Source organism: Streptomyces sp. NPDC059003 (assembly GCF_042740445.1).
GTDB lineage: Bacteria > Actinomycetota > Actinomycetes > Streptomycetales > Streptomycetaceae > Streptomyces.
Genome location: NZ_JBHYJH010000030.1, coordinates 50,708 through 70,200 on the forward strand (window position 1 = coordinate 50,708; position 19,493 = coordinate 70,200).

The following is a 19,493-nucleotide window of genomic DNA, read 5'->3' on the forward strand; positions in this document are numbered from 1 at the left end:
GCATCGCGGACTTGTGGAAGACATACGTGTTCTCCGCGCGAGCGGAGGTGATCCGCGGCCGGTACAGGACGGACAGAGACCGGTCGGGTGTTCTCCACGCGAGCGGAGGTGATCCGATCACCAGTGCCGGGTCCGCGGCTCCTGAGGCGTGTTCTCCGCGCGAGCGGAGGTGATCCGCTGGAGGGCAGTGAGGACCGGGTGGCGGCCGTGTGTTCTCCGCGCGAGCGGAGGTGATCCGCAGAGGTCACCGTGACCACACACCTTAGCGATGTGTTCTCCGCGCGAGCGGAGGTGATCCCGAGGGGGAGAGACGCCGACGATGGAATCGGGCACGCGGCACCCTCTGATCAACCACGGGTGGGGGATGCCATCGTCAACAACCCCCGTGCTGCCTGCGAACGGCCCCTGAGCTGTCAGGGGACTGGGGCTCGCGGGGCAGGACGCCTTCCGGGCAGTCGGGCGCGGAGGCGCCGCACCCGGGGTGCGGCGGTCACCGGTGGTGCGAGGGGCTGGTCTTGTCCAGGAGTTCGCGGATCAAGCCCTCTGTCTCCAGTTCCATCGGCAGCCCCAGGGAGCGGTTGATCTGTTCCAGGCGGGCGATCGCGGCGTTGAGGCCGCTGCGATTGTCGGCTGCTGCTTCGATGCGGAACCAGTCCCGGTAGAGGAGTTCGGCCACCTCGTCGGCCTCGAGGCCGGTGGCGATTGCGCGGCGGGCGAGGGCGAGGTCGTGGGTTGGGCCAGGCTTCAGGCGGTGGGTGGCCACGGTGTGCGCGATGGCGACGATGCGCATGGCCATCTCCTGTTGCAGTGGCTGGCTCCAGGGCAGCGCCTGGGTGCCGAAGGGCCTGCCACGGACCTGGTTGAGAGCTTGTTCCAACTGGCTGACGCCGTCGAGCCCGTGAGGGAGGGCGTCTTCGACGGTGCGCTGGAAGGTGTGCCAGTCGCAGCAGATCTTGTCCGAGAGGACGAACGGGTCGGACTTGACGGCGCGGCGGGGCACGTAGGAGTTGCCGTCGGCGTCTGTGCCGAGGCTGCGGCGCAGGCCTCCGAGGCGGGCGTTGAGGGTACTGGGGGACCACGGATTTGAGGGGTCCATGTCCCTGCACAGGGCGCCCGCGTCGCGGCCGGGGCGCAGGTGGATGAGGGCGGCGAGGTGGGCTTCGCGGGTGCTGTGGCGGGAGGCGGCTGCTCCGCTGATGCTGACGGGTCCCAGCACGCGGATGAAGGGCACGCCGATGTCCGTCGAGCCGGGCCTGGCCGATGGGGCAGTGGCTGTCGCGGTTGGGTGTCCACGGTCCGTGCCGACGCTCTCGCCCTGGACGTGAAGGTCGGCGAGGGCAGCGGGCGCCTGCTGGGGCAGAACAACCGGCGGTTCGGCCACGGGATGGCCGTCCGGCTCGCGGCCGCGGGGTGTGACAGCGGGATCCGAGGGCGCGTTCGAAGGCGTGTTTGCTGCGGTCAGGAGGGTAGTGAAGACACCCAGGTCGTCCTGGGCGTCGGTGTTATCGGCCGGAGTCCGGCGGTCGGTGTTGTCCGCTGTGTCGTCCGGGGAGGCTGCCACGGGAACATCAGGCCCCGAGCTGCACGCGGACCGGGCTTCCGAGCCTTGTGCCGCCTCGCCTGGCTCACGGGCCGCGGCCGCCGCGGCGTGTGCCGAGCGTGCGGTCTGTGCCTCGGAAGGCACATGACGCCAGGCGCCTTGGGCGGGTTGCGGCTCCTGGCCGGAGACTGCCAGAGCCGCGCAGATCTCTTCGAACGCCTCGCGGTCCAGGTGCTGCACGGTGGCGTGGATCCCCAGGGAGTCGATCCGCTGCGGCTGGACGTCGGCGGTGTCCAGGAGCTCGCCTTCGTCGAACAGCGGCCGCCCGTGCTGCGCGGGGATGATGACGGCGGCCTTCATGAGGCCGTCGGCCCGGCTGAGGGTCTCCGCGATCTGCCAGGCGCTGTCGGCATCCAGCTCGGCGGCGCAAAGGATCAGGTACGGCGCCGGCTTCAGCCCGGTGTCGCGCTCCTGATGGGCCTCGAGAAGCCGCTCGGCGAAGTCCTGTGCGGCATGGGACGGGTGGCGCATGTGGGCGATCCGGGCCGTGGGCAGCAGGTGGTTCAGGCCCTCACCGAACCCGGCGACCACGACCTCGACGCCGTCGGCCCACGGGCTCATCCCCAGCTCCAGGGCCAGCGACGTCAGCACCTCCTCGACCTGTTCCCGCTCGCCGTCCAGCAGGACCACTCCGGTGTGGGGCAGGTTCAGCAGCACCAGGTCGCCGGACGCGTCCGCGCCGAGGGGGACGAGCCCGGGGTAGGGGGCTTCGGCGTACAGGTCGTCGGTCAGGGCGATCGTGTGGTCAAGGGTCCACCAGCCGGCCTGGCTGGCCGTGAACGGCGTCAGCGGCGCGGCGGTCAGGTCCCCGGGCAGCACTTGGACAGCGGTGTTGGTGATGCGTGCGCCGCGCACGGCGGGCAGGTCCTGGCCCTCGCGTTCGGCCGCGTGGGCGAGCGTGCGCAGTGCGAGGTCCAGGCGGTGGATGCCGTCGGCTGCGGGTGCCTGCGCGGCTTGTGCGAGGTGGGCCTCGGCGGGGGAGGTTTCCTCGGGCATGGCGATGAGCTCGCCGGGCCTGGCCCGGCGGCGCTGCAGAATGCGGCGGATCGTCAGCGCCAGCGTCACCGCGGCCGCCAGTGACACCAGCACCCCCGTCCCGCGCAGGCTCGTCACGAAGGATGATCCGCCGTCACCGGCCGGTGCCGGTACGGACGTTGCCGACGGCGTAGTTTCGGGGGAGGGGATGGGGCGTGGATGGTCGGGCCGAGAACTGGCATCCGGTCGGCCGGTCGGTGAACCGGTGGGCCGGGGAACTGCCGCGCCCCCGTCGCCGGTGTGCTCGCGGCCGTCCTGACGGTCGTGATCCTGGCCGCCCCGGCCTGTGCCCTTCCCGCCCTGCCCCTTCTGGTCCTTGTCGTTCTTGTCCCGCTTCTCGGAGGGCGCGTGCGGCCGCTCGCCCTCTTCGGGAAGCGGAGACTTCGGCGCGCTCGCCGGGACAGTGATCTGCTGACCGGGGTAGATCAGATCCGGGTCGCTGATATGCGGGAGACCGGCGGGCTGTTCACGGTCGAGGCTGGCTGCATACAGGTGCGGCCAGTTCGTGGCATCGCCGGTCTCCTCCTGGGCGATGCTGGACAGCGACTCGCCCTGGCGGACCGTGTGCGACCGTTCGCCATCCGCACCAGCGGCGCGCTCCGGGCCGGCCACGGCCTGGCCGAGCGCGCGTTCACTGGCGGCTAGTTGGCTGCGCGGACCGCGAGCCGGCTCCTCAGGTGTGGCTAGGGCGGCCTCCATCGGACCCACTGAAGCGACTCCAACTGGCCCCAGTTCGCGGATTGTTCGTGATGATCAGGCGTTGCGAGGTGGCCCCGGAGGGCGGCTCGTTTTGGGACCACCTGGTGGGGCTGCGAGCGGGAAAGTTCGCCAGGTTGGCAAGGGATGTCAGATCGCGGCGCTCGCTGATGTTTCCATGTCGTCGCTGGGGCTGCCGGGCGGGGGCGTGCCACCCTGGGTGAGCAGCAGCGCGAGCACGGCGATCAGGGAGCAGCTGGCCATGCCGACGAAGAGTGGCATGGCGGTGTCCTCGCCGCCCAGGCCGACGAGTGGTGAGGTAACGCCGCCCAAGATGCTCTGCAGGGTGCCGAGTACGGCTGAGCCGGTGCCGGCCGCGTGTGGGACCCGCTCGATAGCGAGTGCCGTGGCGGTGCCGAAGACCTGGCCGATTCCGATGAAGGCGATCCCGATGAGCCCGAGGGCGAGAACGCGGTTGAGTTGACCGGCGAGAGTGACCAGCAGCACCGCTGTGGTGGCGATCAGCATCGTGGCCAGGCCGATGCGCAGCAGCAGTCGCGGGTGGTAGCGGCCGACCAGCTTGGTGTTGGCTGTGCTGGAGAGGGTTGCGGTCAGGGCGCCGAGCGAGAAGGCGACGGACGCCTGGCCCACGGTGAAGCCGAGGACGTTCTGGAGCAGGAACGCCGACCCGGCGATGTAGCAGAACAGCGCGCCGCAGGCGAAGGAGAAGGCGAGGGTGTAGCCCACGTAGGCGCGGTCGGTAAGCACAGACCGGGCGGCCTGCAGGGTGGCTGCAGCACCGCCAGGCCGGCGCCGCTGCTTGGGGAGGCTTTCGGGGATGAAGGACAGCGCGGCCAGGAACATCAGCAGCGAGGTCCCCGACAGGATCCAGAAGACGCCCCGCCAGCCGCCTGCATCACTCACGACAACGCCGCCTGCGAGGGGGGCCATGATCGGGGCGATACCGCCGAGGGCCATCATCACGCCGAAGAGCCTGGCCGCGACGGCACCGGTCGCAACGTCGGAGATGACGGCCCGGCCCACCACGAGGCCGGCCGCGCCACTGAAGCCGGTCACGAAGCGCAGCACGATCAGCACCCCGAGGTTGGGAGCCATCGCGCACAGCGCCGTAGCCAGGGTGCATACCGCGGCGCCGGTCAGGATCGGCATGCGCCGTCCGTAACGGTCGGAGAGCGGACCGAGTACCAGCTGGCCCGCTGCGGTGCCGAACAGGAAGGCAGTCAGGGTCAGCTGGACACCAGAGGCGTCGGTGCCGAACTCGTCGGCCATCGCCGGGAAGGCCGGGAGGTACATGTCCGTGGCGAGCGGTAACACGAACGACAGTAACGCCAGCGTTGCTGTGAGCAGGGCTGCTGGCCTCTGCGCCGCGCCAGTGGACGGTATGGGCATCTCGTTCTCCTGAAAGTGCCGACGAACCAGACTTTCGCTATAGTTATATAACTATATGCATGAGCTACGATCGCTGCATGGACGCACTCGACGCGGCAGGCGATGCGGCACTCTTGCGCGAGGCGAGGAATCTGACTCCGGCCCTCTATGCGCTCGGGCGCGTGCTTCGGTTGCGCGGCGTCAACGAAGCCGAATTGCCCCCACTGCCCCCCTCCGACCTCGAAGTGCTCCGCCAAGTGCTGGATTCACCGGGCATCGGCGTGGGCGCGCTGGCCCAGGAACTGGGGCTGCATGCGAGTAACGTCAGCACCGCCGTGCGCGGCCTGGTGGCGCAGGGGCTCATTCGCCGGGAACCGGACCCGCATGACCGCCGTGCCGTTCAGCTCTTCCCGACCATGGGGGCCACGCAGGGCATGGCCATGATCGAGCAGGCGTGGGCCGAGATCTTCGCGGACTCGCTCGCGACGCTCTCCCAGGACCAACGCACCGCGCTGTCCGCCGCTGTCCCGGCACTGCGCGCACTGGCCTTGGCCCTCAAGTCTCAGCGCACCGCCCCCCGCAGCTGACAGTCGAGGGCACCGCTCCCGATCCGACCCGGCAGGTGGCTACTTCGTCCCATTGGTCTTGCTCGCCTTGGTGCGGGCCAGGCGGTGGCAACCGCGGCGACAGCGTGGAGGATGCCGCCGCGCACATCACCCGCCACTACCGGCCCGCCCTGGATCCCGCCGCCGAGCCGTGGCAGTGGGACACCCCCTGGCAGCAGCCCTCCCCCTGAGGGTCCTGACTCTTCAGTGTGGGCGAGGCGATCCAGGAACGGGCAGGTACTCGGCCCACCGCGACTACAGAGGCACCTCGCCCGCGCTGAGGCTGCGGAGTTCGCGCTGCTCGGCGTCCTCGACGAGCTCGCATCGCCAGTCGTGGTGGACCCGGTAGAGGGACTGGTTGGCCATCGGCACGGCCGCGCCGTCGAGGGGGATGGTGGCCAGGTGAACGCTCCCGCCGTACAGGGCCACACAGGTCAGAACCGCACGCAGGCAGTCGTGCCCGTGCTCCTCGAGGCTCACGGTTCCGTCCTTACGGGCGTGCGCGACCTCATGCAGACCCACCGTGCGTGTCTCGCCGAGGTCCGTGTAGGCCGGTGCCGGGCCGAAGGTGTGGTGTGGGCACTGGTCCACGCAAGCGCCGCGGACGGCGACCGTGATGTTGATGTCAGTCCGGTGGCCCGCGGCCTGCGCAGTGGTGACGATGTCGAGGAGCCGGTCGCGCGTCGCCGTCGCCTGCGCGTTGATCGTGGCCCACAGCGGGCCGATACGGTGGCTCTCCCGGTGGAGGTAGAGGCTGCTCATCAGCTCCGCCTCGGCCTGGGCCATCGTCACCTCGGGCAACAGGTGCTCCGGGCCGGCAGCCGGGCGCAGCGGCGAGGGCCGGAACCTCGGGCTCGCGGTCCCCGTACAGCTCAGCGGCAAGCCCTCGGGGGAAGGCCGCACTGCGACCACGTCGGCAAGGTCCACCAGGCCGGTCGCCGGATTCGCCCAGGTACCACGCATCGCTGGCCGAGTCCGGTCGCCGCAGATCTCCACGATGTGTATGCGGTACCAGGCCGGTGCGGCGTCGTCCCAGCACTTCCACAGGATCTCGACGGTGGCCGGGTCCTCGGGGCTGCAATCACCGAAGATCCACTGCAGCTCCTCGAACGCGGCCGACGGATCTTCGGGCGGGACCCACAAGCCGAACGAGTTCCAGGCCCAGGGCGCCCGGTATTCCTAGCCACTGGACTGCGCCACCAGTTGGAGATAGTTCCGCATCGGCCTACGGCTCTTCTCCCGCAGGGCGACGGCGTCGTCGCCGGTTTCGGCGAGGCGGGGCTGAGCACTCACGGCAGCACTTCCTGACGGCGAGGTGACGTGGCTTGGCTGAGGCCAGGCTACTGGCGAGCTGTGAACGAGCTGACTGGTCCTCACCACCCGGCAGGGACAAGGCAGCTCTTGGTCATGATCCGAGGCCGCCTGTCGGCTGACCCCGTGGCCTGCATCTGCCCAGGGGCGGATCGCTCCCGTGGCCCGGCCGGGTCGGTCTCGATGCGGGTCACCCGGTCTGGGGCTGGGTGCGGGCTTGGCTCAGCAGCTCACGGAAGGACCTCTTCTCGAAGAGCATGCCGTACTGCTCACCGCCACTGGTGATCTGGGTGTTGTTGATGGCGATGGTGGGGGTGCCGGGGCCGCGCGGGTCGTCGCCGCCGGCTGCCTCGTACGTCCTTGCCGATGCGGTGACGAAGTCTTTGTACTTCATCGTCTTCACGGCCGCGTCGAAGGTCTTGCTCCGCAGCCCCTTGACCTGGCCGGCCAGTTTCAGCAGGGAGGCGGTGGTGTAGCCGCCGGCGAGTTCGTTCTCGCTCATGTGCGTGAAGAGCACGGCGTGGTACTCGGTGAACTTGCCCGCCTCCAGCGCCGCGCGCAGGGCGTTGACGGCCCTCTTCGAGCCGTCACCTCCCACACGGTCGTCCCGGAAGGACGCGAGGGTGTAGGCGGTCTTGGTCTCGCGGCGCAGGGTCGTCTCCCGCAGCGCCGGGGCGCCGGTCGCCTCGAACTGCTCGACGACCGGACAGCGCGGGTCCTCGTACAGCCGGACCGTGGTCGCCGCGGCCGGATCCCCCACCACGATCGTCGTACCGTCCGCAGCCAGCTTCTCCGGCAACTCCTCGAGGCCCGCGTACGCCTTGGGCCGGAAGGTGCCCGTGCTCTTGCCCTTCGCGGACTGCGCCGTCGAGGTGCAGCCCGCCATCGTCAGCACAGCAACGCCGACGGCAGCGGTGGCGGCCAGCCCTCTGATGTTTCTCACCTGCGAAATTCCCCTCCCCTTGGCCGCGACTCTAGATGCTCCACGCCGCGGACCGCACAGCGTTTTCTGCTGCGGGCAACGGGGATGGCCGGGGCGCGGGAGTGCGTTTCCTACAGGGAGCGCAGGACGGTGACGACCTTGCCGAGGATGCGGCCGCCGTCGGGCAGGCGCAGAGGCGGGTAGGCCAGGTTGCAGGGCCGGAGCCAGACGTCGCCGCCTTCGAGGTGGAGCTTTTTGACGGTGGCTTCGCCGTCGTCGGTGAGAGCGGCGACGATGTCGCCGTGCTCGGCGGTGGGCTGGCGGCGCACGGTGACGATGTCGCCGTCGCGGATCTGGGCGTCGATCATGCTCTGGCCGACGACGGTGAGGGCGAACAGCTCACCGTGGCCGACTGCCGCGCGGGGCATCGGCAGGAGGGCCTGGACGTCGTCCTGCTCGGCGAGCAGGGGCGTGCCGGCGGCGATCCGGCCCAGGAGAGGGACCTGGGCGACGGCGGCGGCGCGCTCGGCCTGCTCGGCGGCGGCCTGTTCGGCCTGCTCGAGGCGGGCGGTGAGGTAGGCGTCGGAGGGGGCGGGCTGAGGGTGGGCGTCGATGAGGGCCTGGGCGCGCGGCGCCAGGGCGTAGGCGCGGGGCCGCTGCGGGTCCCGGCGCAGGAAGCCCTTGCGCTCGAGGGTGAGGAGTTGATGGGCGACCGATGAGGTCGAGGCCAGGCCCACGGCCTGGCCGATCTCCCGCATCGAGGGCGGGTAGCCGCGGTCGCGCACCGAATCGACGATGTGGTCGACGATGCGGCGCTGACGTGTGGTCAGGCCGTCAGCGTTCTCGCGGATGCCTGCGGGTCTGCCGGGTCGGCTGGCGGAGTGCATGGCGGCCCCCTGTCGATCTTGCGTGCCACTGACCGTAACCCTGCATGCACGGAAAAGGGAACATTCGTTGCTCAGGCGGTACGGGATACGACAGGCAAGTCTCCGGTGCCTTTCGAGTGCCTGCGCTGCCCCTCGGCTCCTGCGAACGCGCCCGCACCCTGCGCGAGGCAAACCTCACGGCACGACAGCGCGCCGGGAAACCGGACCCTTTGTGCCTGGAGCGCCGGACCGTCATCACGCCCGGCGCGCCCATCCGGCCGTACCTCTGGCACGGCGCGAGCGGGCCCGTGCACAGCTACTTCCACGCGCATGGGTGCCCGGCCGCGAGGGTGTATGAGGCCGTGTTCTAGAAGTTGCTGGTGTGCTGGGCTGGCCGTTCGGGGTAGTTCCGGGCGCCCAACCAGACGGTGAGGTCGCGGGCGATGCGGCCGATATCGGTGTCGGTGACGACGTCGTGTTCGCGGCGGGTGACGTCGCGGCGGACCACTTCGTATCCGCCGTCGTCCAGGACGGAGACGGAGGTGAACCAGGCCGGGTCGTCCTGGTCGGGCTGGATGACGACGAAGGTGTTGTCCGCGTCATCAAGGTCGTCGATCAGCATGAACAATGCGTCCTCGGACGGGTCGTCGATGCGATCGCCCCTCTCGCTGTCGGCGCGGTAATACGCAGCCCCCATCGGACCTGTCTCCCCTCAGCCGTCGGCCTGACCGCGGCCAGGATGACACGCAAGAACGACGCCTCGACGGGTCACAGCCATTCGTTGATCCGGCGGGTACTCCTCGAAGACGTGCCGGGCGTGCTCGATCACCGGATTCCGCCGGATGCGAGCGCTCGTGCTCATGCCCGCGGGCGTTGCGGCCACCTTGCACACGCTGGGTGCGCACGCCGTGCTTGTCGACCAGGACTTCGTTGGCGGGGCGAGGGCCGGTTCAGGGGCGGGGCAGGGGCAGGTGGGGCAGGTGGGGATGCTGCAGGTGCTGTCCGCCGTCGTTTACGCAGACGGTGAAGGTCTCGGGCCCGGGCCGCCCGGCCGCCTCGTAGGCGTTCAGAAGGTGCTCGATGCGTTCCCACAGCTTGAGCGGCCCGCCCTCTCGCACCTGCCAGCCGCTGCCCTCGGGGGTGAGGGTGGCGGCGGAGCCGGTGACGACGTCGATCAGGTGCACCACCTCGCCCACCGTTGTCATCTGTGCGTCGGGGATGGCGCTTTGGGCCAGGAAGCGCAGGTGGAAGGCTTGCGCGGTCTCGGCGGTCAGCCACTGGGGCCCGTGCCGGGCTGTACGCGGCCGCTCCGGCAGCTCGGCGGCCCAGTGGGCGGGGTTGCCGAAGGCGGGGGCGGCGTGGGTGCGTGCGGACATGAACGAGATGGTGCCCGGAAGCAGCGGGCCTTCGGCGGTGCCGTCCTCGGCGACGGTCAGCAGCACGCGGGCGTAGCCGTAGAGCCAGCCGGAGAGGGTGAGCAGGATCTTCCCGCCCGGCCGGGTCTGGGCGATCAGGGCCGGGGGGACGGCGCGGAAGGAGCAGGCGGCCACGATCCGGTCGAAGGGCGCCTCGGGCCAGTACCCGTACAGCCCGTCGGCCACCGCCAGGGTCGGGGCGTATCCGCAGCCGGACAGCGCGCTTTCCGCCGTCTGAAGCCTGCGGCCGTCGACCTCGATCGACGTGAGGCCACCAGAGCCGAGGCGTTCGCAGGCCAGCGCGGTGGAGTAGCCGGTGCCGGTGCCGATCTCCAGCACTGTGTGCCCCTCGCGGACGTCGGCGTCGGCCCACATCCGCAGCACGAGCGAGGGCAGCGTCGACGACGAGGTCGGGGCCCCGCCGTGCCGCACGGCCGGGTTCGTCCAGTCGGCTTCGTCGCCGTCGAACTGTGTGATGAGCGTGGTGTTGGAGTAGGCGGCGGCCAGCCACCGGCCGTAGTCGAGCTCGGCGGTGACCGGTTCCCACACGGTCAGCCCCTGGGTGTCGGGCTGGTGGGCGGGCAGGAAGAAGCCGGGCACGAAGCGGTGCCGGGGCACTGTGGCCACTGCGTGGCGCCAGGCGGGATCGGCGAGCCGGCCGTCGTCGGCGAGGGCTTTGGTCATCGTCTCGCGCAGCCGGGCGGCGTCAGTCTCCGTGTCGGCGGGCATCGTCATGACCTGCTGTCTCCTTGCCTTGCAGGATGTCGGCGAACGCCTCGGTGATGGCGGGCGCATCAGGCACGAAGCCCCACTGCCCGTCCGGGTTCGCCTCGATGAACACCCAGGAGCCCGGGTCGGGGGCAGCTGCGGTGAGGGCGAAGTCGAAGCAGCCGAAGACCAGGCCGAAGGCGGCCAGGTAGCGGTGCAGCTTCGCCTTGACGGGCATGGGGACCGCTACCGGGGTGTAGGTGAGGTCGTCCCAGTCGCCGCGGCGCCAGTCCAGGGCTCCGTCGGGCGTTTCGATGCGGTGGGCGAACACGCGGTGCCCGACCACGGTCACCCGCACGTCGCTGGTCTTGTCGATCTCGGCCTGGAACAGGTGGGCGGTCACCGCGAGCGCCTCGTCGAACGTCGCGGGATCGACCCGCTGGGCCCAGATCGCCCCGGTGTGGCCGTCTTCGCCCGGGGGCAGGCCGCGGAACGTCTTGCAGATCACCCGCTCGTGCCCGGCGGCGAACTTCCGTGCCGCCTCGACGTCGTTGGTGACCAGGGTCGGCGGGATCGCAAGGCCGAGCTCGGCGGCGCACGTGAGCTGCGCGGGCTTGAAGTCGGCCCGCGTCACGGCGGCCGGGTGGTTGACGTAGGTGGCGCCGTGCAGGGAGTTCAGCACGCCGCCGAGGCCGTGCCGGGCCTCGGCGGCGGCGAAGTTGCGCTGCTGCGGCGGCAGATGCCGATACCGGTCGGCGTAGGGGGTGGGGCGGCGGTAGTACACCGCCGCCACCTCATCCAGCTCCACCTCCCGGCTGGGGGTACGCAGCCGCCCCTCCCAGCGAGAGCTGCCCGCGCCGATGCGGAAGCCGAAAGCCAGATGGGGTCCGATGTCGGCGGGGTCGACGCGGACGACCGGCCAGCCCCGGTCATTCAGGGCCGTGATGACCCAGTCCGCGGTGACGTCTTCCAGCGCGGTGACGACAAGGACGGTAGAGGCCATCGGCTAGTCCGGCTCGTAGTCGGTCGTCACGTCGTCCTGGACCTGCGGCTTGGGCTCTTCCCCGTCCCCGCCGCCCCCGCCGGACATGGAGGCGGTGCCCACCGTCTTGCTCGTGCCGTGCTTGCCCAGCTCCACGGCCTGCCCGGCGGCGTCGGTGTAGCGGGCGGTCTGTGTCGCCGCGTCCAGTTCCACATGCGCGTACGACGGCGGGCCGACGGGCAGCCGGTCGGTCACCAGGCGCATCACCCAGGGCGCCGTGGCGGTTGGTGTCGCCATGTGCTCACCCTCTCCCGTGCGGTTGGTCAAGCGGAAGCCGGCCAGCTACCGCAGGGGAAGAATCGGCCCCCGGCCCGGCCCTGGCCAGTACCGTAAGAGTCGCGAATCGTGGCGAAAATGCCACGCTGCGTGAGGAGTTGGCGGAGAAGAGGCGGCAGCGATGGCCAGCAGACCCGGCAACGCGCATCTGGCTCTGTGGACCGACGCGTGCGGCCTGTCCCACGGCGAGATCGCCCGGCGCATCGCCGCGCTCGGCAACGCCCAAGGCCACAAGCAGATCGCCCCGGACGCCACCCGCATCCGGCGCTGGATCGACGGCGAGAAGCCCCGCCCTCCGGTGCCCGCCCTGCTTGCCGAAGTGCTGTCCGAGACGGTCGGCCAGCCGCTCACACCCGGTGATCTCGGCCTGACAGCCACGGGCCCGTTGCTCGATAGCATCCAGCTCCCGTTGCTGACCGAGGCAGCCGCCCAGGCTCTGGCCGGATGGACGCAGATGGATCTGTTCATGAAGCGCCGCGACACCCTCAAGCTCGCCCTCGGCGCCCCGCTGATCCTCGCCGCCGAGCGGATGCTCAGCGGCACCTCCCGCGCCCTCACCCGCAACACCAAGGGCTTCGATGCAGACACGGTCACCGCGCTGGAGGAGGTGACCGCGTTCTTCACCACGGCGGACGCCTCCACCGGCGGCGGCCTGTACCGCTCGGCGATCGTGGCCCAGCTGGGCGAGGTCGCCCGCCGGATCGAGGACGGCGTCCCGCCGTCCCTGAAGACGCGGGTGTTCGCGGCGACCGCGGACCTGGCGGCACTCGCGGGGTGGGTCAGCCATGACTGCGGGAGGTTTCCGCACGCGCAGCGGTACTGGAGCTACGGCACGTACGCCGCCGGCGAGGCCGGGCAGAGTGACCGCGGGGTGGAGATCGTCACCCGCATGTCCCACCAGATGATCTACCTCGGCCGCCCCACCGATGCTCTCGGGCTCCTCGGCGTCGCGGCGAAGAAGGCCACGATGCCCGCCACCAAGGCGCTGGTCGCCTCCCAGACCGGGCGGGTGCACGCGGCCCTCGGCGACCCCCGTGATGCCGAGCGGCATCTCGGCGCCGCCGATGACCTCCTGGCCGACGGGCTCGGCGACCACGTGCCCGTGTGGGTCGCGTACTTCGACGCCGCCGAGCACGCCGGCGCCCGCGCGGTGGCCGCCCGCGACCTGGCCGGGCTCGGCCGGGGCCACCAGACCGCGAGCGTCCACTTCGAGGACGCGCTCGCCCTGCGCAAGCCGGGCTTTGAGCGGGTGAAGGTCATGGACCGCGTCGGCCTGGCCGCCGCGCTGTTCGACGAGGGCGAGGCGGAGCGGGGCGCCGCCGCGGCCCACCAGGCGCTCGATGCCGCCGCCCGCCTCGACTCCACCCTGGTCGCCTCCCGGCTCAACACCCTGCTGCAGGCAGCCCGCCCGTACGAGAGTGCCGACGTCGACGACGTACGCGCCCGGGCACGAGATCTCGCCGCCGCCCGGCCAACCACGATCGCTGCCTGAGACCATCGAGGCATGGGCAAGCACTCCCGTCCCGGACCGCCGAACCAGCCCTCCCGCGCGCTGCCGCGCATCGACGAGGCCGAGCCACTGGCCGCGTACCACCGCAGGCGGCGCCCGCCGATGGACATCTGGCGCAAACACCGGCCGCTGCATGGCGGTGGCGGCAGCCACGTACGGCCCGACGAGCCGCGGGCCCTGCTCGCCTGGACCGGCTTCGCGTACGAGGTGGCGGGCACGGCCCCCGACCTCGCGGCCGCGCAGCGGTGGGTCAACGAAGCCGCCCCGGCCGCCGAGGCCGCGAATGAGTAGGTGACACCGAACCAGCCGGCGACCGCGCCTGGCGCCGTCTCTGCCGCCGGGCGGTGCTCGAGTCCGGAGGGCTCGTGCGGTCCGTCGGATCGATGCCTGGGGCGTGCGGAACTGCCGTCCCGTCCGGGGCCTGGCGGGTTGGGGACGCCGCCGAGGTACTCCTCGAGCTGCCCGAGCTGGACGTGTGCTTCTCCATCTACGGAGCCCTCTGGCACGCCGACCCCACCCAGCTGCTGCCCGTGATCCACCACCGTCTCCGCCCCGGCGGCATGCTCGCGTTTTCGGTCAACGGCCCGCGCGACGGCGAGCTGCCCGGCCGCCGCATCGACAACCTCACCCTGGACAGCGGCGCCCGTCTGCCGGTCGTCCACTACTCCTACGGCGCCGACGCCTGGCGACGTCTCCTGGACGAGCACGGCTTCACCGCCACCCGTGTGCTGCCCGTCGAGGGGCCCGCGACCAGCCCGTACCGCACCCTCGTCCTGCAGGCCCGCCGCAGCGGCACCTGACGGTCAGGGCTGGGCGAGCTCCGCCCGTTCTCCGAGCTCCACGGGCACCGGCCGCCGGGCCAGGGTCCTGGCCGCGATCCATGCGGCCGCCCCGGCGGCAGCGGTCAGCGCGCCGCCCGCGGCGAACGCGGCCCGCGGGGCGCGCTCCAGCAGCGCGGGCAGCAGCAGCATGCTGCTCATGCTGGCCACATGCAGCTTGACTGAGTCGGCGGTGAACAGCCGCAGCCGCTCGGGACCGGGCAGGCCGCCGATCTCCGCGTTCAGGCTGATCGAGGTCAGCGGTACCAGAGCGCTGGCCGCCACCGTGATGGCCACGACCTGCGGCAGGCTGCTGCTCAGCGCCGACGACCTGGCCCAGCCGGAGGCCCGAGCACGGGTGCACGAACTGGCCCGGGCTTTCGACATCCCCTCATCCAGCGTCGACGATGCACTCGCCCTGGTGACTGCTCACCCCCGGGTTCACCGACACCGACAGCCAGGAAACCGCGCGTGCCTTGGCTCCGGCCCTCTTCTGCGCTCTGACGCACCTGCTCAACGGCACCTGACCCAAGGGCGGTGAGGCCCCTTCTGGCTCCCGGGCCCGGGTTTCGGCCCCACGTGGCGCTCGTTCGGGCATGATCTGTCAGTGTGTTCTGGCCCCGCCCTCGTGCCGCAATGTGTGGCTGAGGGGGCGGCTGTGGCCAGTGGGGGTATCTGTCGACGGGGAGATCTCTGTGATCGTCTGGGTGAACGGCGCGTTCGGCAGCGGGAAGAGCACGCTGGTGGAGGAACTGCGTCCGCGCTGGCCCGAGGCGCTGGTCTATGACCCGGAGATGGTCGGCTATGTGCTGCGCGAGATCGTGGAGGTCCCGACCGGCGATTTTCAGGATCTGCGGCTGTGGAGGCGGCAGGTCGCGGACCTGGCCGTGGGACTCGTCGAGGAGTATCAGCGGCCCGTCCTGGTGCCCATGACGCTGGTCAACCCCGGCTATGCCGAGGAGATCTTCGGTGCGCTGAAGGACGCGGGGATCACTGCTCACCACTTCTTCCTCAGGGTCTCCGAGGATGTGCTGGTGAAGCGGATCGACGGGCGGAGCTTCACGCCTGATGATCCCGCGCAGGATGAACGGGCGCGCACGTGGTGCAAGTCCAAGATCGAATCGTGTATGGCCGCAGTGGACACGCTGCCCCGTGACACCGTGTTCCTGGACGGCGAACTGCCCCCACGGGAGCTGGCAGACGATGTGCTGGCCCGCATCAGCGCGGGCCCGGGCCGGTGATCCGGGTTATCGTGCAGTGCTCTGCACGGGAGCACCAGTAGTGCTTCGCCATCTGGATGTCAGTGGAGCGAGGCCTCTGCGCCGAAGGTGGTTCATGCTTGACCTACGGCGGCGAGAGGGGGTGCGGTGGCGTGTCCTTCGAGGACACGGTGCTCTCCGGCGGCACGGTGTCCTTCGAGGACACGGACGTTGTCGCGCCGCCGGGCCCGGCCGGTGGTGCCGCCACACGTCCACGGGCGGACGGTGGCGCCGCTCGTAGGGCGCGAGTGGGGCGTCGGCGTCAGTGCTCGGGACGGCGCGGGAGGGTTGTTCGGCCGTCCGGGACGGCGAAGAAGCCAGCAGGGGCGGCAGCCGTTGAGCAGGGCAAGGCCAGCGGCTTCACGGTCCAAACGGCGCGGTAGGGGATGATCCAGGGGTGGCTGAAGACCCATCCTTCGACCAGGCGCCCGGTGGGCAGCCCCGCGGACAGGAACCGGACGGCGTCGAGGCGTTGTCGGCGCCCCGGCGGCTCAGCGTGGACGACCACACGTTCACCGTAGGGCGCTCCACGTGCCGGCTGCAGCTGTTCACCGCCGCCGGTGCCCGGCCGGTGGCCGTCGTCACCCAGATCGCCGGTGAGGGGATGACCCTGATGAACGGGGCGGAATCGTTTGCCGCCGCGGTGTGGGAGCAGCACTGCCCGCAGGAGCCGCTGCCGCCGGTATGGGCGGAACGCCAGCTGTGGCCCGAGGACTGGAGCCAGCCTGCCCGGTGGAAGCGTGTGGTGTTCGCCGAGGCCGCGCCCTACCGCCTGCGGCGCCCGCGATGGCTGTCGATGACCACCGAGCAGCTGGAGAACCTCATCGGCACGGCGGTCGCCACCGACCGCGGGACCGGCTATGTGCCGCGCCCAAAGGAGCCGGAACCCCAGCCGTACTTCGAGGCGTTCGCGGTGGTGCGATTGGCCCGGCCGCATCCGTTCCGCGAGCCGGAGTGCATGCCCAAGGGCGTGGGATGGCGGCGGCGCTGGATGCGCCAGGTGCTGCCCCGACACGCGGCCCGCGAGTGCTGCTGGTACCACGGCGGCAACTGGCACACGGTCTGCGCGATGGCGCTGAGCGTGCTGAAGCAGGCCCGCGCACAGCACATTGCCGCGCCGGACATGCAGCAGTTCGCCGCGGCCTACGCTGCCGGGGCCGGGGCGGACCCGTGGCAGACCCAGGCCCTGGCCACACTCTTCTGCATGGGCGATGCGATCCAGCCCAGTGACGAGGTGGGCTACATCAACGGCCAGCACCGCGCCCAGGCGCTGATCGAGCAAGGCGTGCACCGCACCGTGGTCCTGCGCTGGACCGACCCGGGGCCGTAGCCGCCAGGCTCGCTGCTGCGCCCCTCCTACGCAGAGGCTGGGGCCTCGTCGCCGCAGCGTGCCGCGTCGCGCTCGCCCGTCCGTCCCACCCCGGCTGCGCCCTGCTCCCGCTACCGTTCCCGTCCGGCGTGGGCCGCGGCCGCGGCCGTGGGCTTGCTGCGCGTTGCCTAAGGCCTCCGTCGCCCGCGCGCCTACCCCCCTGGCCGCCCGCGGTTCTGCCGTTGCGCTTCCTCCGGCCGCGCCTGGCCCGCGTTTTGGCTGCTCGGGGCGGCCGCCGTTGCTCTGCCGGGCTGGATCGTGTGCCTGCTCGGCGCGCTCCAGGAGCTCGTCGACGCCGACGAGCCGTCGCCGTTCGGCTCGTTCTTCCCGCGCGGCGCGGCAGTGCTCTGCCGTGGGCCTGCCGCGCCCCCGTCCGTGCGCGGCCGGGGGCGCGGGGTATTCGGTGATGTCCGCCGAACATCACCGAACAACGGCCCGGGGGAGGCGGGGACCTGCCGCCTCGGCCGGGCCTCTGGTCTGTGTGTCGCTGTTCGGCTCGCTCGCCGCTCTCCTGGCACTCGCCGACACGGTGCTGCGCCCGCTGTCCGCCGAGCTCCGAGTCGCCGGCGGCCTGCGCCGGCCGTGGCACGGGCCCGTCGTCCGCGCCGGGCTTCGGCCTGGCCCCGCCCGTCTCCGGCCATCGTCTGCCGCGCCGCGGCCGCGCGCTGTTCTCCGCAGCCGCCGCCAGCTCACGCTGCGCACGACCGTCGTGGCCCGCTCGAGCACGCCGTGCCCCACCCGGACCGGCACGGTGCCCCACTGTGTGGCTACGGCGTTCTCAACTGAGCCCCCGGATACGGACACCGTTGGCTCCGATGTCCGTTCGAGGCGTCTTGGAATGGCCCCGCCCAGCCTCTTGACCTGCCAGGTTGATGCGTGGGGCCACTTCAAGACGTCGTTGCCCATGGCAGCCATCCGGGGCCAGTGGTGTCCGTGTCCGCGGGGCCGCTGAACGCCGCCCTGGCCACCACTGTGCCTGCTGCGCCGGCGACATGACCCGCGTGCAGGAGTGGGCTGGCCTGATGCACGCCCGCTACGGCAGCTGACCGGGGCCGTGCGATTGCTGTGCGCCGACCTCATCAGCACCACCCGCCCCGAAAACTGACTCCCGCCGACTCCACTGTCATCCAACGCACAGCCGGGGAGGGCGGCGGCCGCGGCGAGGTCGTCCTGCGCCCACCCTCGCCCACCGCAGCACTTCCCGACCGCCCGCCACCGCTGAGTGCTCCGCGTCACCGACGCCCTTCAACACGACCAGCCACTACCGCCCCCGGCCGGAGCCCGGCCGGGGGCTTCGTGTGTCCTGGAGGAGTTCGCCGTGCCCACGTACGAGGCCCTGCCCCGTTTCACCGCCGACCACCACCGCCTCACCCCCGACCAGCGCCGCGCCTTCCGCCGGGCCGTCACCGCCTTCGTCGACGACCTCCGCGCCGGGGGCCCGTTCCGCGCCGGTCTCCGCATCAAGGGCGTACGCCGCGCGCCCGGCGTCTTCGAACTCACCTGGGGCAGCAACGGCCGGGCGACGTGGCAGTACGGCCCGGAGATAGTCCGCGGCGAGCAGCACATCGTCTGGCGCCGCATCGGCACCCACGACATTCTCACCGGCCGGTGAGCAGGGCTCGGTGTCTGGCTGACGACCTCGGCCGTCCCCGGCCGGGCTGCCCGCTGCGGCCGGGCCCGCTGGTGCAGGTCCTGGTCGAGCTTGTCGCCCGCCTGTGCACGGCCGCTTGTTCCCGCGGCTCGTCGTCGTGTCTGCTCCGCCGTCCCGGTACCGAGCCGCCCGTGCCGCACCCCGACCGTCGCCGCGCCCGGGCCCGTCCGCTGTCGTGCTCCCGCCCGTGCGTCTTGCCGCTGCCCGGCCCCGCGACGTCCCGTGCCGCTCCCGGCTGCCGTCGCGGGTTCCGGCTGGGCGCCGCTGCCCCCGTCCCCGCGCGCTGCGCCGCCCGTCCCCTGCTGCCTGTCCGCGCGGTGGTGTTCGGTGGACATCACCGCGTCCCCAGGGACACGGACCTGCCGCTCCGTTCGCGCGCCGCCGCGCCCGCCCGGCGATAACCGCCCCGCGTCCCGCGCCCGTCCGCCGCGCGGCCCCCCGGGTATGTCGCACGCGGCCGTTCCGGGCGCGCCCGCCGCGCTCGCGTGCCCCCGCCGCGCGGCGGCCCCGGGCCGTGCCCGCGGTTCGCCGTCGTTCCGCGGCGGGCGGGTCGCGGACCCGCCCGCCGCAGCCGCGAGCCCGCCGGGGTAACACCGTCTGCCTCTGGCCGTGTTGCCCCGTCCCGCCCGCCGCGCCGCCTGGTCGTGTGCAGCCCGACCGCTCGCTGTGCTCCTGGCGCTCGCCGACGTGGTGCTGCAGCCGCGTGCTCGCCAGGCTCCGAACCCTGCGGAGCGCGGCCTCGGGCGGGTGTGGGTCGAGCTCACCGCCCGCACGCGTCCGTTCGTTGTGCCTGTCGCTCGGCGACGTCGATGTGGTGCTGCCTCCGGCCCGCCGCACCCGCGGCCGGGTGCCTGCTGCCCGTCGGCAGGTCTTCGTCGAGCTCCGGCCGCGGCCGCCCTGTCGTCCCCGCGGCGGCACCGCGGCCGGGTGCCCGTCCGCCGCGGCTGTGCTCTGTTCCTGCTGCCGGGCCCCTCCGGTGTCGCGTCCGGCTGCGGGTTCCGCCCGCATGTCCGGCCCGGGG

The 19,493-nt window shown here is 71.8% G+C and carries 18 protein-coding genes and 1 CRISPR repeat array; of the genes, 8 read left to right on the forward strand and 10 right to left on the reverse strand.

The features are described 5' to 3' along the window. The first annotated feature begins 26 nt into the window (after window positions 1-26). Window positions 27-299: a CRISPR direct-repeat array (repeat unit 29 nt; unit sequence GTGTTCTCCGCGCGAGCGGAGGTGATCCG). Window positions 300-490: 191 nt separating this feature from the next. After that, window positions 491-2,713, reverse strand: a complete 2,223-nt coding sequence (locus ACFWZ5_RS14350) for a hypothetical protein (protein WP_384789084.1) — start codon at window positions 2,711-2,713, stop codon at window positions 491-493. A 162-nt stretch (window positions 2,714-2,875) separates the two neighbouring features. Here ACFWZ5_RS14350 and ACFWZ5_RS14355 point away from each other — a divergent pair, with 162 nt between their 5' ends. Further along, a complete protein-coding gene (locus ACFWZ5_RS14355; RefSeq protein ID WP_384789082.1) occupies window positions 2,876-3,280 on the forward strand; it encodes a hypothetical protein in 405 nt (134 codons plus the stop codon). A gap of 201 nt (window positions 3,281-3,481) precedes the next feature. Here ACFWZ5_RS14355 and ACFWZ5_RS14360 read toward each other — a convergent pair whose 3' ends face one another. After that, entirely contained in the window at window positions 3,482-4,741 is a 1,260-nt protein-coding gene (locus ACFWZ5_RS14360; RefSeq protein ID WP_384789079.1) for a multidrug effflux MFS transporter, read from the reverse strand. A gap of 77 nt (window positions 4,742-4,818) precedes the next feature. On the opposite strand from ACFWZ5_RS14360, the gene ACFWZ5_RS14365 reads away from it, so the two are divergent. Further along, window positions 4,819-5,307 carry a MarR family winged helix-turn-helix transcriptional regulator gene (locus ACFWZ5_RS14365; RefSeq protein WP_384789076.1) on the forward strand — a complete coding sequence of 163 codons (489 nt, stop codon included), beginning with the start codon at window positions 4,819-4,821 and terminating at the stop codon, window positions 5,305-5,307. 273 nt (window positions 5,308-5,580) lie between these two features. Here ACFWZ5_RS14365 and ACFWZ5_RS14370 read toward each other — a convergent pair whose 3' ends face one another. From ACFWZ5_RS14370 to ACFWZ5_RS14400, 7 genes are all read right to left on the reverse strand, one after another. Continuing rightward, complete coding sequence (locus ACFWZ5_RS14370) at window positions 5,581-6,468, reverse strand: hypothetical protein (protein WP_384789073.1); 888 nt, start codon at window positions 6,466-6,468, stop codon at window positions 5,581-5,583. Between the two features lie 358 nt (window positions 6,469-6,826). After that, window positions 6,827-7,579, reverse strand: coding sequence for a DsbA family protein (locus tag ACFWZ5_RS14375; RefSeq protein ID WP_384789070.1), 753 nt, complete (start codon window positions 7,577-7,579; stop codon window positions 6,827-6,829). A 110-nt stretch (window positions 7,580-7,689) separates the two neighbouring features. Then, the gene (gene lexA / locus ACFWZ5_RS14380; protein WP_384789067.1) at window positions 7,690-8,445 is read right to left on the reverse strand and encodes a transcriptional repressor LexA; all 756 of its coding nucleotides are present in this window, start codon (window positions 8,443-8,445) and stop codon (window positions 7,690-7,692) included. A gap of 346 nt (window positions 8,446-8,791) precedes the next feature. Next, window positions 8,792-9,121: a hypothetical protein gene (locus ACFWZ5_RS14385; protein WP_384789064.1), complete on the reverse strand. Its 330-nt coding sequence runs from the start codon at window positions 9,119-9,121 to the stop codon at window positions 8,792-8,794. Between the two features lie 253 nt (window positions 9,122-9,374). Then, window positions 9,375-10,574 carry an ATP-grasp peptide maturase system methyltransferase gene (gene tgmC / locus ACFWZ5_RS14390; protein WP_384789061.1) on the reverse strand — a complete coding sequence of 400 codons (1,200 nt, stop codon included), beginning with the start codon at window positions 10,572-10,574 and terminating at the stop codon, window positions 9,375-9,377. After that, a complete protein-coding gene (gene tgmB, locus ACFWZ5_RS14395; protein WP_384789058.1) occupies window positions 10,546-11,550 on the reverse strand; it encodes an ATP-grasp ribosomal peptide maturase in 1,005 nt (334 codons plus the stop codon). The genes tgmC and tgmB overlap by 29 nt, the downstream gene beginning before the upstream one ends. A 3-nt stretch (window positions 11,551-11,553) precedes the next feature. Next, window positions 11,554-11,826, reverse strand: a complete 273-nt coding sequence (locus tag ACFWZ5_RS14400) for a putative ATP-grasp-modified RiPP (RefSeq protein WP_384789055.1) — start codon at window positions 11,824-11,826, stop codon at window positions 11,554-11,556. Window positions 11,827-11,986: 160 nt separating this feature from the next. On the opposite strand from ACFWZ5_RS14400, the gene ACFWZ5_RS14405 reads away from it, so the two are divergent. From ACFWZ5_RS14405 to ACFWZ5_RS14415, 3 genes are all read left to right on the forward strand, one after another. Beyond that, the gene (locus tag ACFWZ5_RS14405; protein WP_384789052.1) at window positions 11,987-13,357 is read left to right on the forward strand and encodes a Tat pathway signal protein; all 1,371 of its coding nucleotides are present in this window, start codon (window positions 11,987-11,989) and stop codon (window positions 13,355-13,357) included. Between the two features lie 12 nt (window positions 13,358-13,369). Beyond that, on the forward strand, window positions 13,370-13,666 hold the full coding sequence (locus tag ACFWZ5_RS14410; protein WP_384789049.1) for a DUF6087 family protein: 297 nt from the start codon (window positions 13,370-13,372) through the stop codon (window positions 13,664-13,666). 74 nt (window positions 13,667-13,740) lie between these two features. Continuing rightward, window positions 13,741-14,175 (forward strand): hypothetical protein, encoded by a 435-nt coding sequence (locus tag ACFWZ5_RS14415; RefSeq protein WP_384789046.1) that lies wholly within the window; start codon window positions 13,741-13,743, stop codon window positions 14,173-14,175. A 3-nt stretch (window positions 14,176-14,178) separates the two neighbouring features. On the opposite strand, the gene ACFWZ5_RS14420 is transcribed toward ACFWZ5_RS14415, so the two are convergent. Further along, complete coding sequence (locus ACFWZ5_RS14420; RefSeq protein ID WP_384789043.1) at window positions 14,179-14,580, reverse strand: hypothetical protein; 402 nt, start codon at window positions 14,578-14,580, stop codon at window positions 14,179-14,181. Window positions 14,581-14,888: 308 nt separating this feature from the next. Here ACFWZ5_RS14420 and ACFWZ5_RS14425 point away from each other — a divergent pair, with 308 nt between their 5' ends. From ACFWZ5_RS14425 to ACFWZ5_RS14435, 3 genes are all read left to right on the forward strand, one after another. Further along, window positions 14,889-15,434, forward strand: a complete 546-nt coding sequence (locus tag ACFWZ5_RS14425; protein WP_384789040.1) for an AAA family ATPase — start codon at window positions 14,889-14,891, stop codon at window positions 15,432-15,434. A gap of 415 nt (window positions 15,435-15,849) precedes the next feature. Beyond that, window positions 15,850-16,782, forward strand: a complete 933-nt coding sequence (locus ACFWZ5_RS14430; protein WP_384789037.1) for a hypothetical protein — start codon at window positions 15,850-15,852, stop codon at window positions 16,780-16,782. Between the two features lie 1,357 nt (window positions 16,783-18,139). Next, on the forward strand, window positions 18,140-18,433 hold the full coding sequence (locus ACFWZ5_RS14435; RefSeq protein WP_384789034.1) for a hypothetical protein: 294 nt from the start codon (window positions 18,140-18,142) through the stop codon (window positions 18,431-18,433). The last annotated feature ends 1,060 nt before the right edge of the window (window positions 18,434-19,493 follow it).

Bases quoted from the DNA above. Each gene is read 5' to 3' on its own strand.
- ACFWZ5_RS14360 (WP_384789079.1), bottom strand. From the start codon at position 4,741: ATGCCCATACCGTCCACTGGCGCGGCGCAGAGGCCAGCAGCCCTGCTC.
- ACFWZ5_RS14365 (WP_384789076.1), top strand. From the start codon at position 4,819: ATGGACGCACTCGACGCGGCAGGCGATGCGGCACTCTTGCGCGAGGCG.
- lexA (WP_384789067.1), bottom strand. From the start codon at position 8,445: ATGCACTCCGCCAGCCGACCCGGCAGACCCGCAGGCATCCGCGAGAAC.
- ACFWZ5_RS14385 (WP_384789064.1), bottom strand. From the start codon at position 9,121: ATGGGGGCTGCGTATTACCGCGCCGACAGCGAGAGGGGCGATCGCATC.
- tgmC (WP_384789061.1), bottom strand. From the start codon at position 10,574: ATGACGATGCCCGCCGACACGGAGACTGACGCCGCCCGGCTGCGCGAG.
- tgmB (WP_384789058.1), bottom strand. From the start codon at position 11,550: ATGGCCTCTACCGTCCTTGTCGTCACCGCGCTGGAAGACGTCACCGCG.
- ACFWZ5_RS14400 (WP_384789055.1), bottom strand. From the start codon at position 11,826: ATGGCGACACCAACCGCCACGGCGCCCTGGGTGATGCGCCTGGTGACC.
- ACFWZ5_RS14405 (WP_384789052.1), top strand. From the start codon at position 11,987: ATGGCCAGCAGACCCGGCAACGCGCATCTGGCTCTGTGGACCGACGCG.
- ACFWZ5_RS14410 (WP_384789049.1), top strand. From the start codon at position 13,370: ATGGGCAAGCACTCCCGTCCCGGACCGCCGAACCAGCCCTCCCGCGCG.
- ACFWZ5_RS14420 (WP_384789043.1), bottom strand. From the start codon at position 14,580: ATGTCGAAAGCCCGGGCCAGTTCGTGCACCCGTGCTCGGGCCTCCGGC.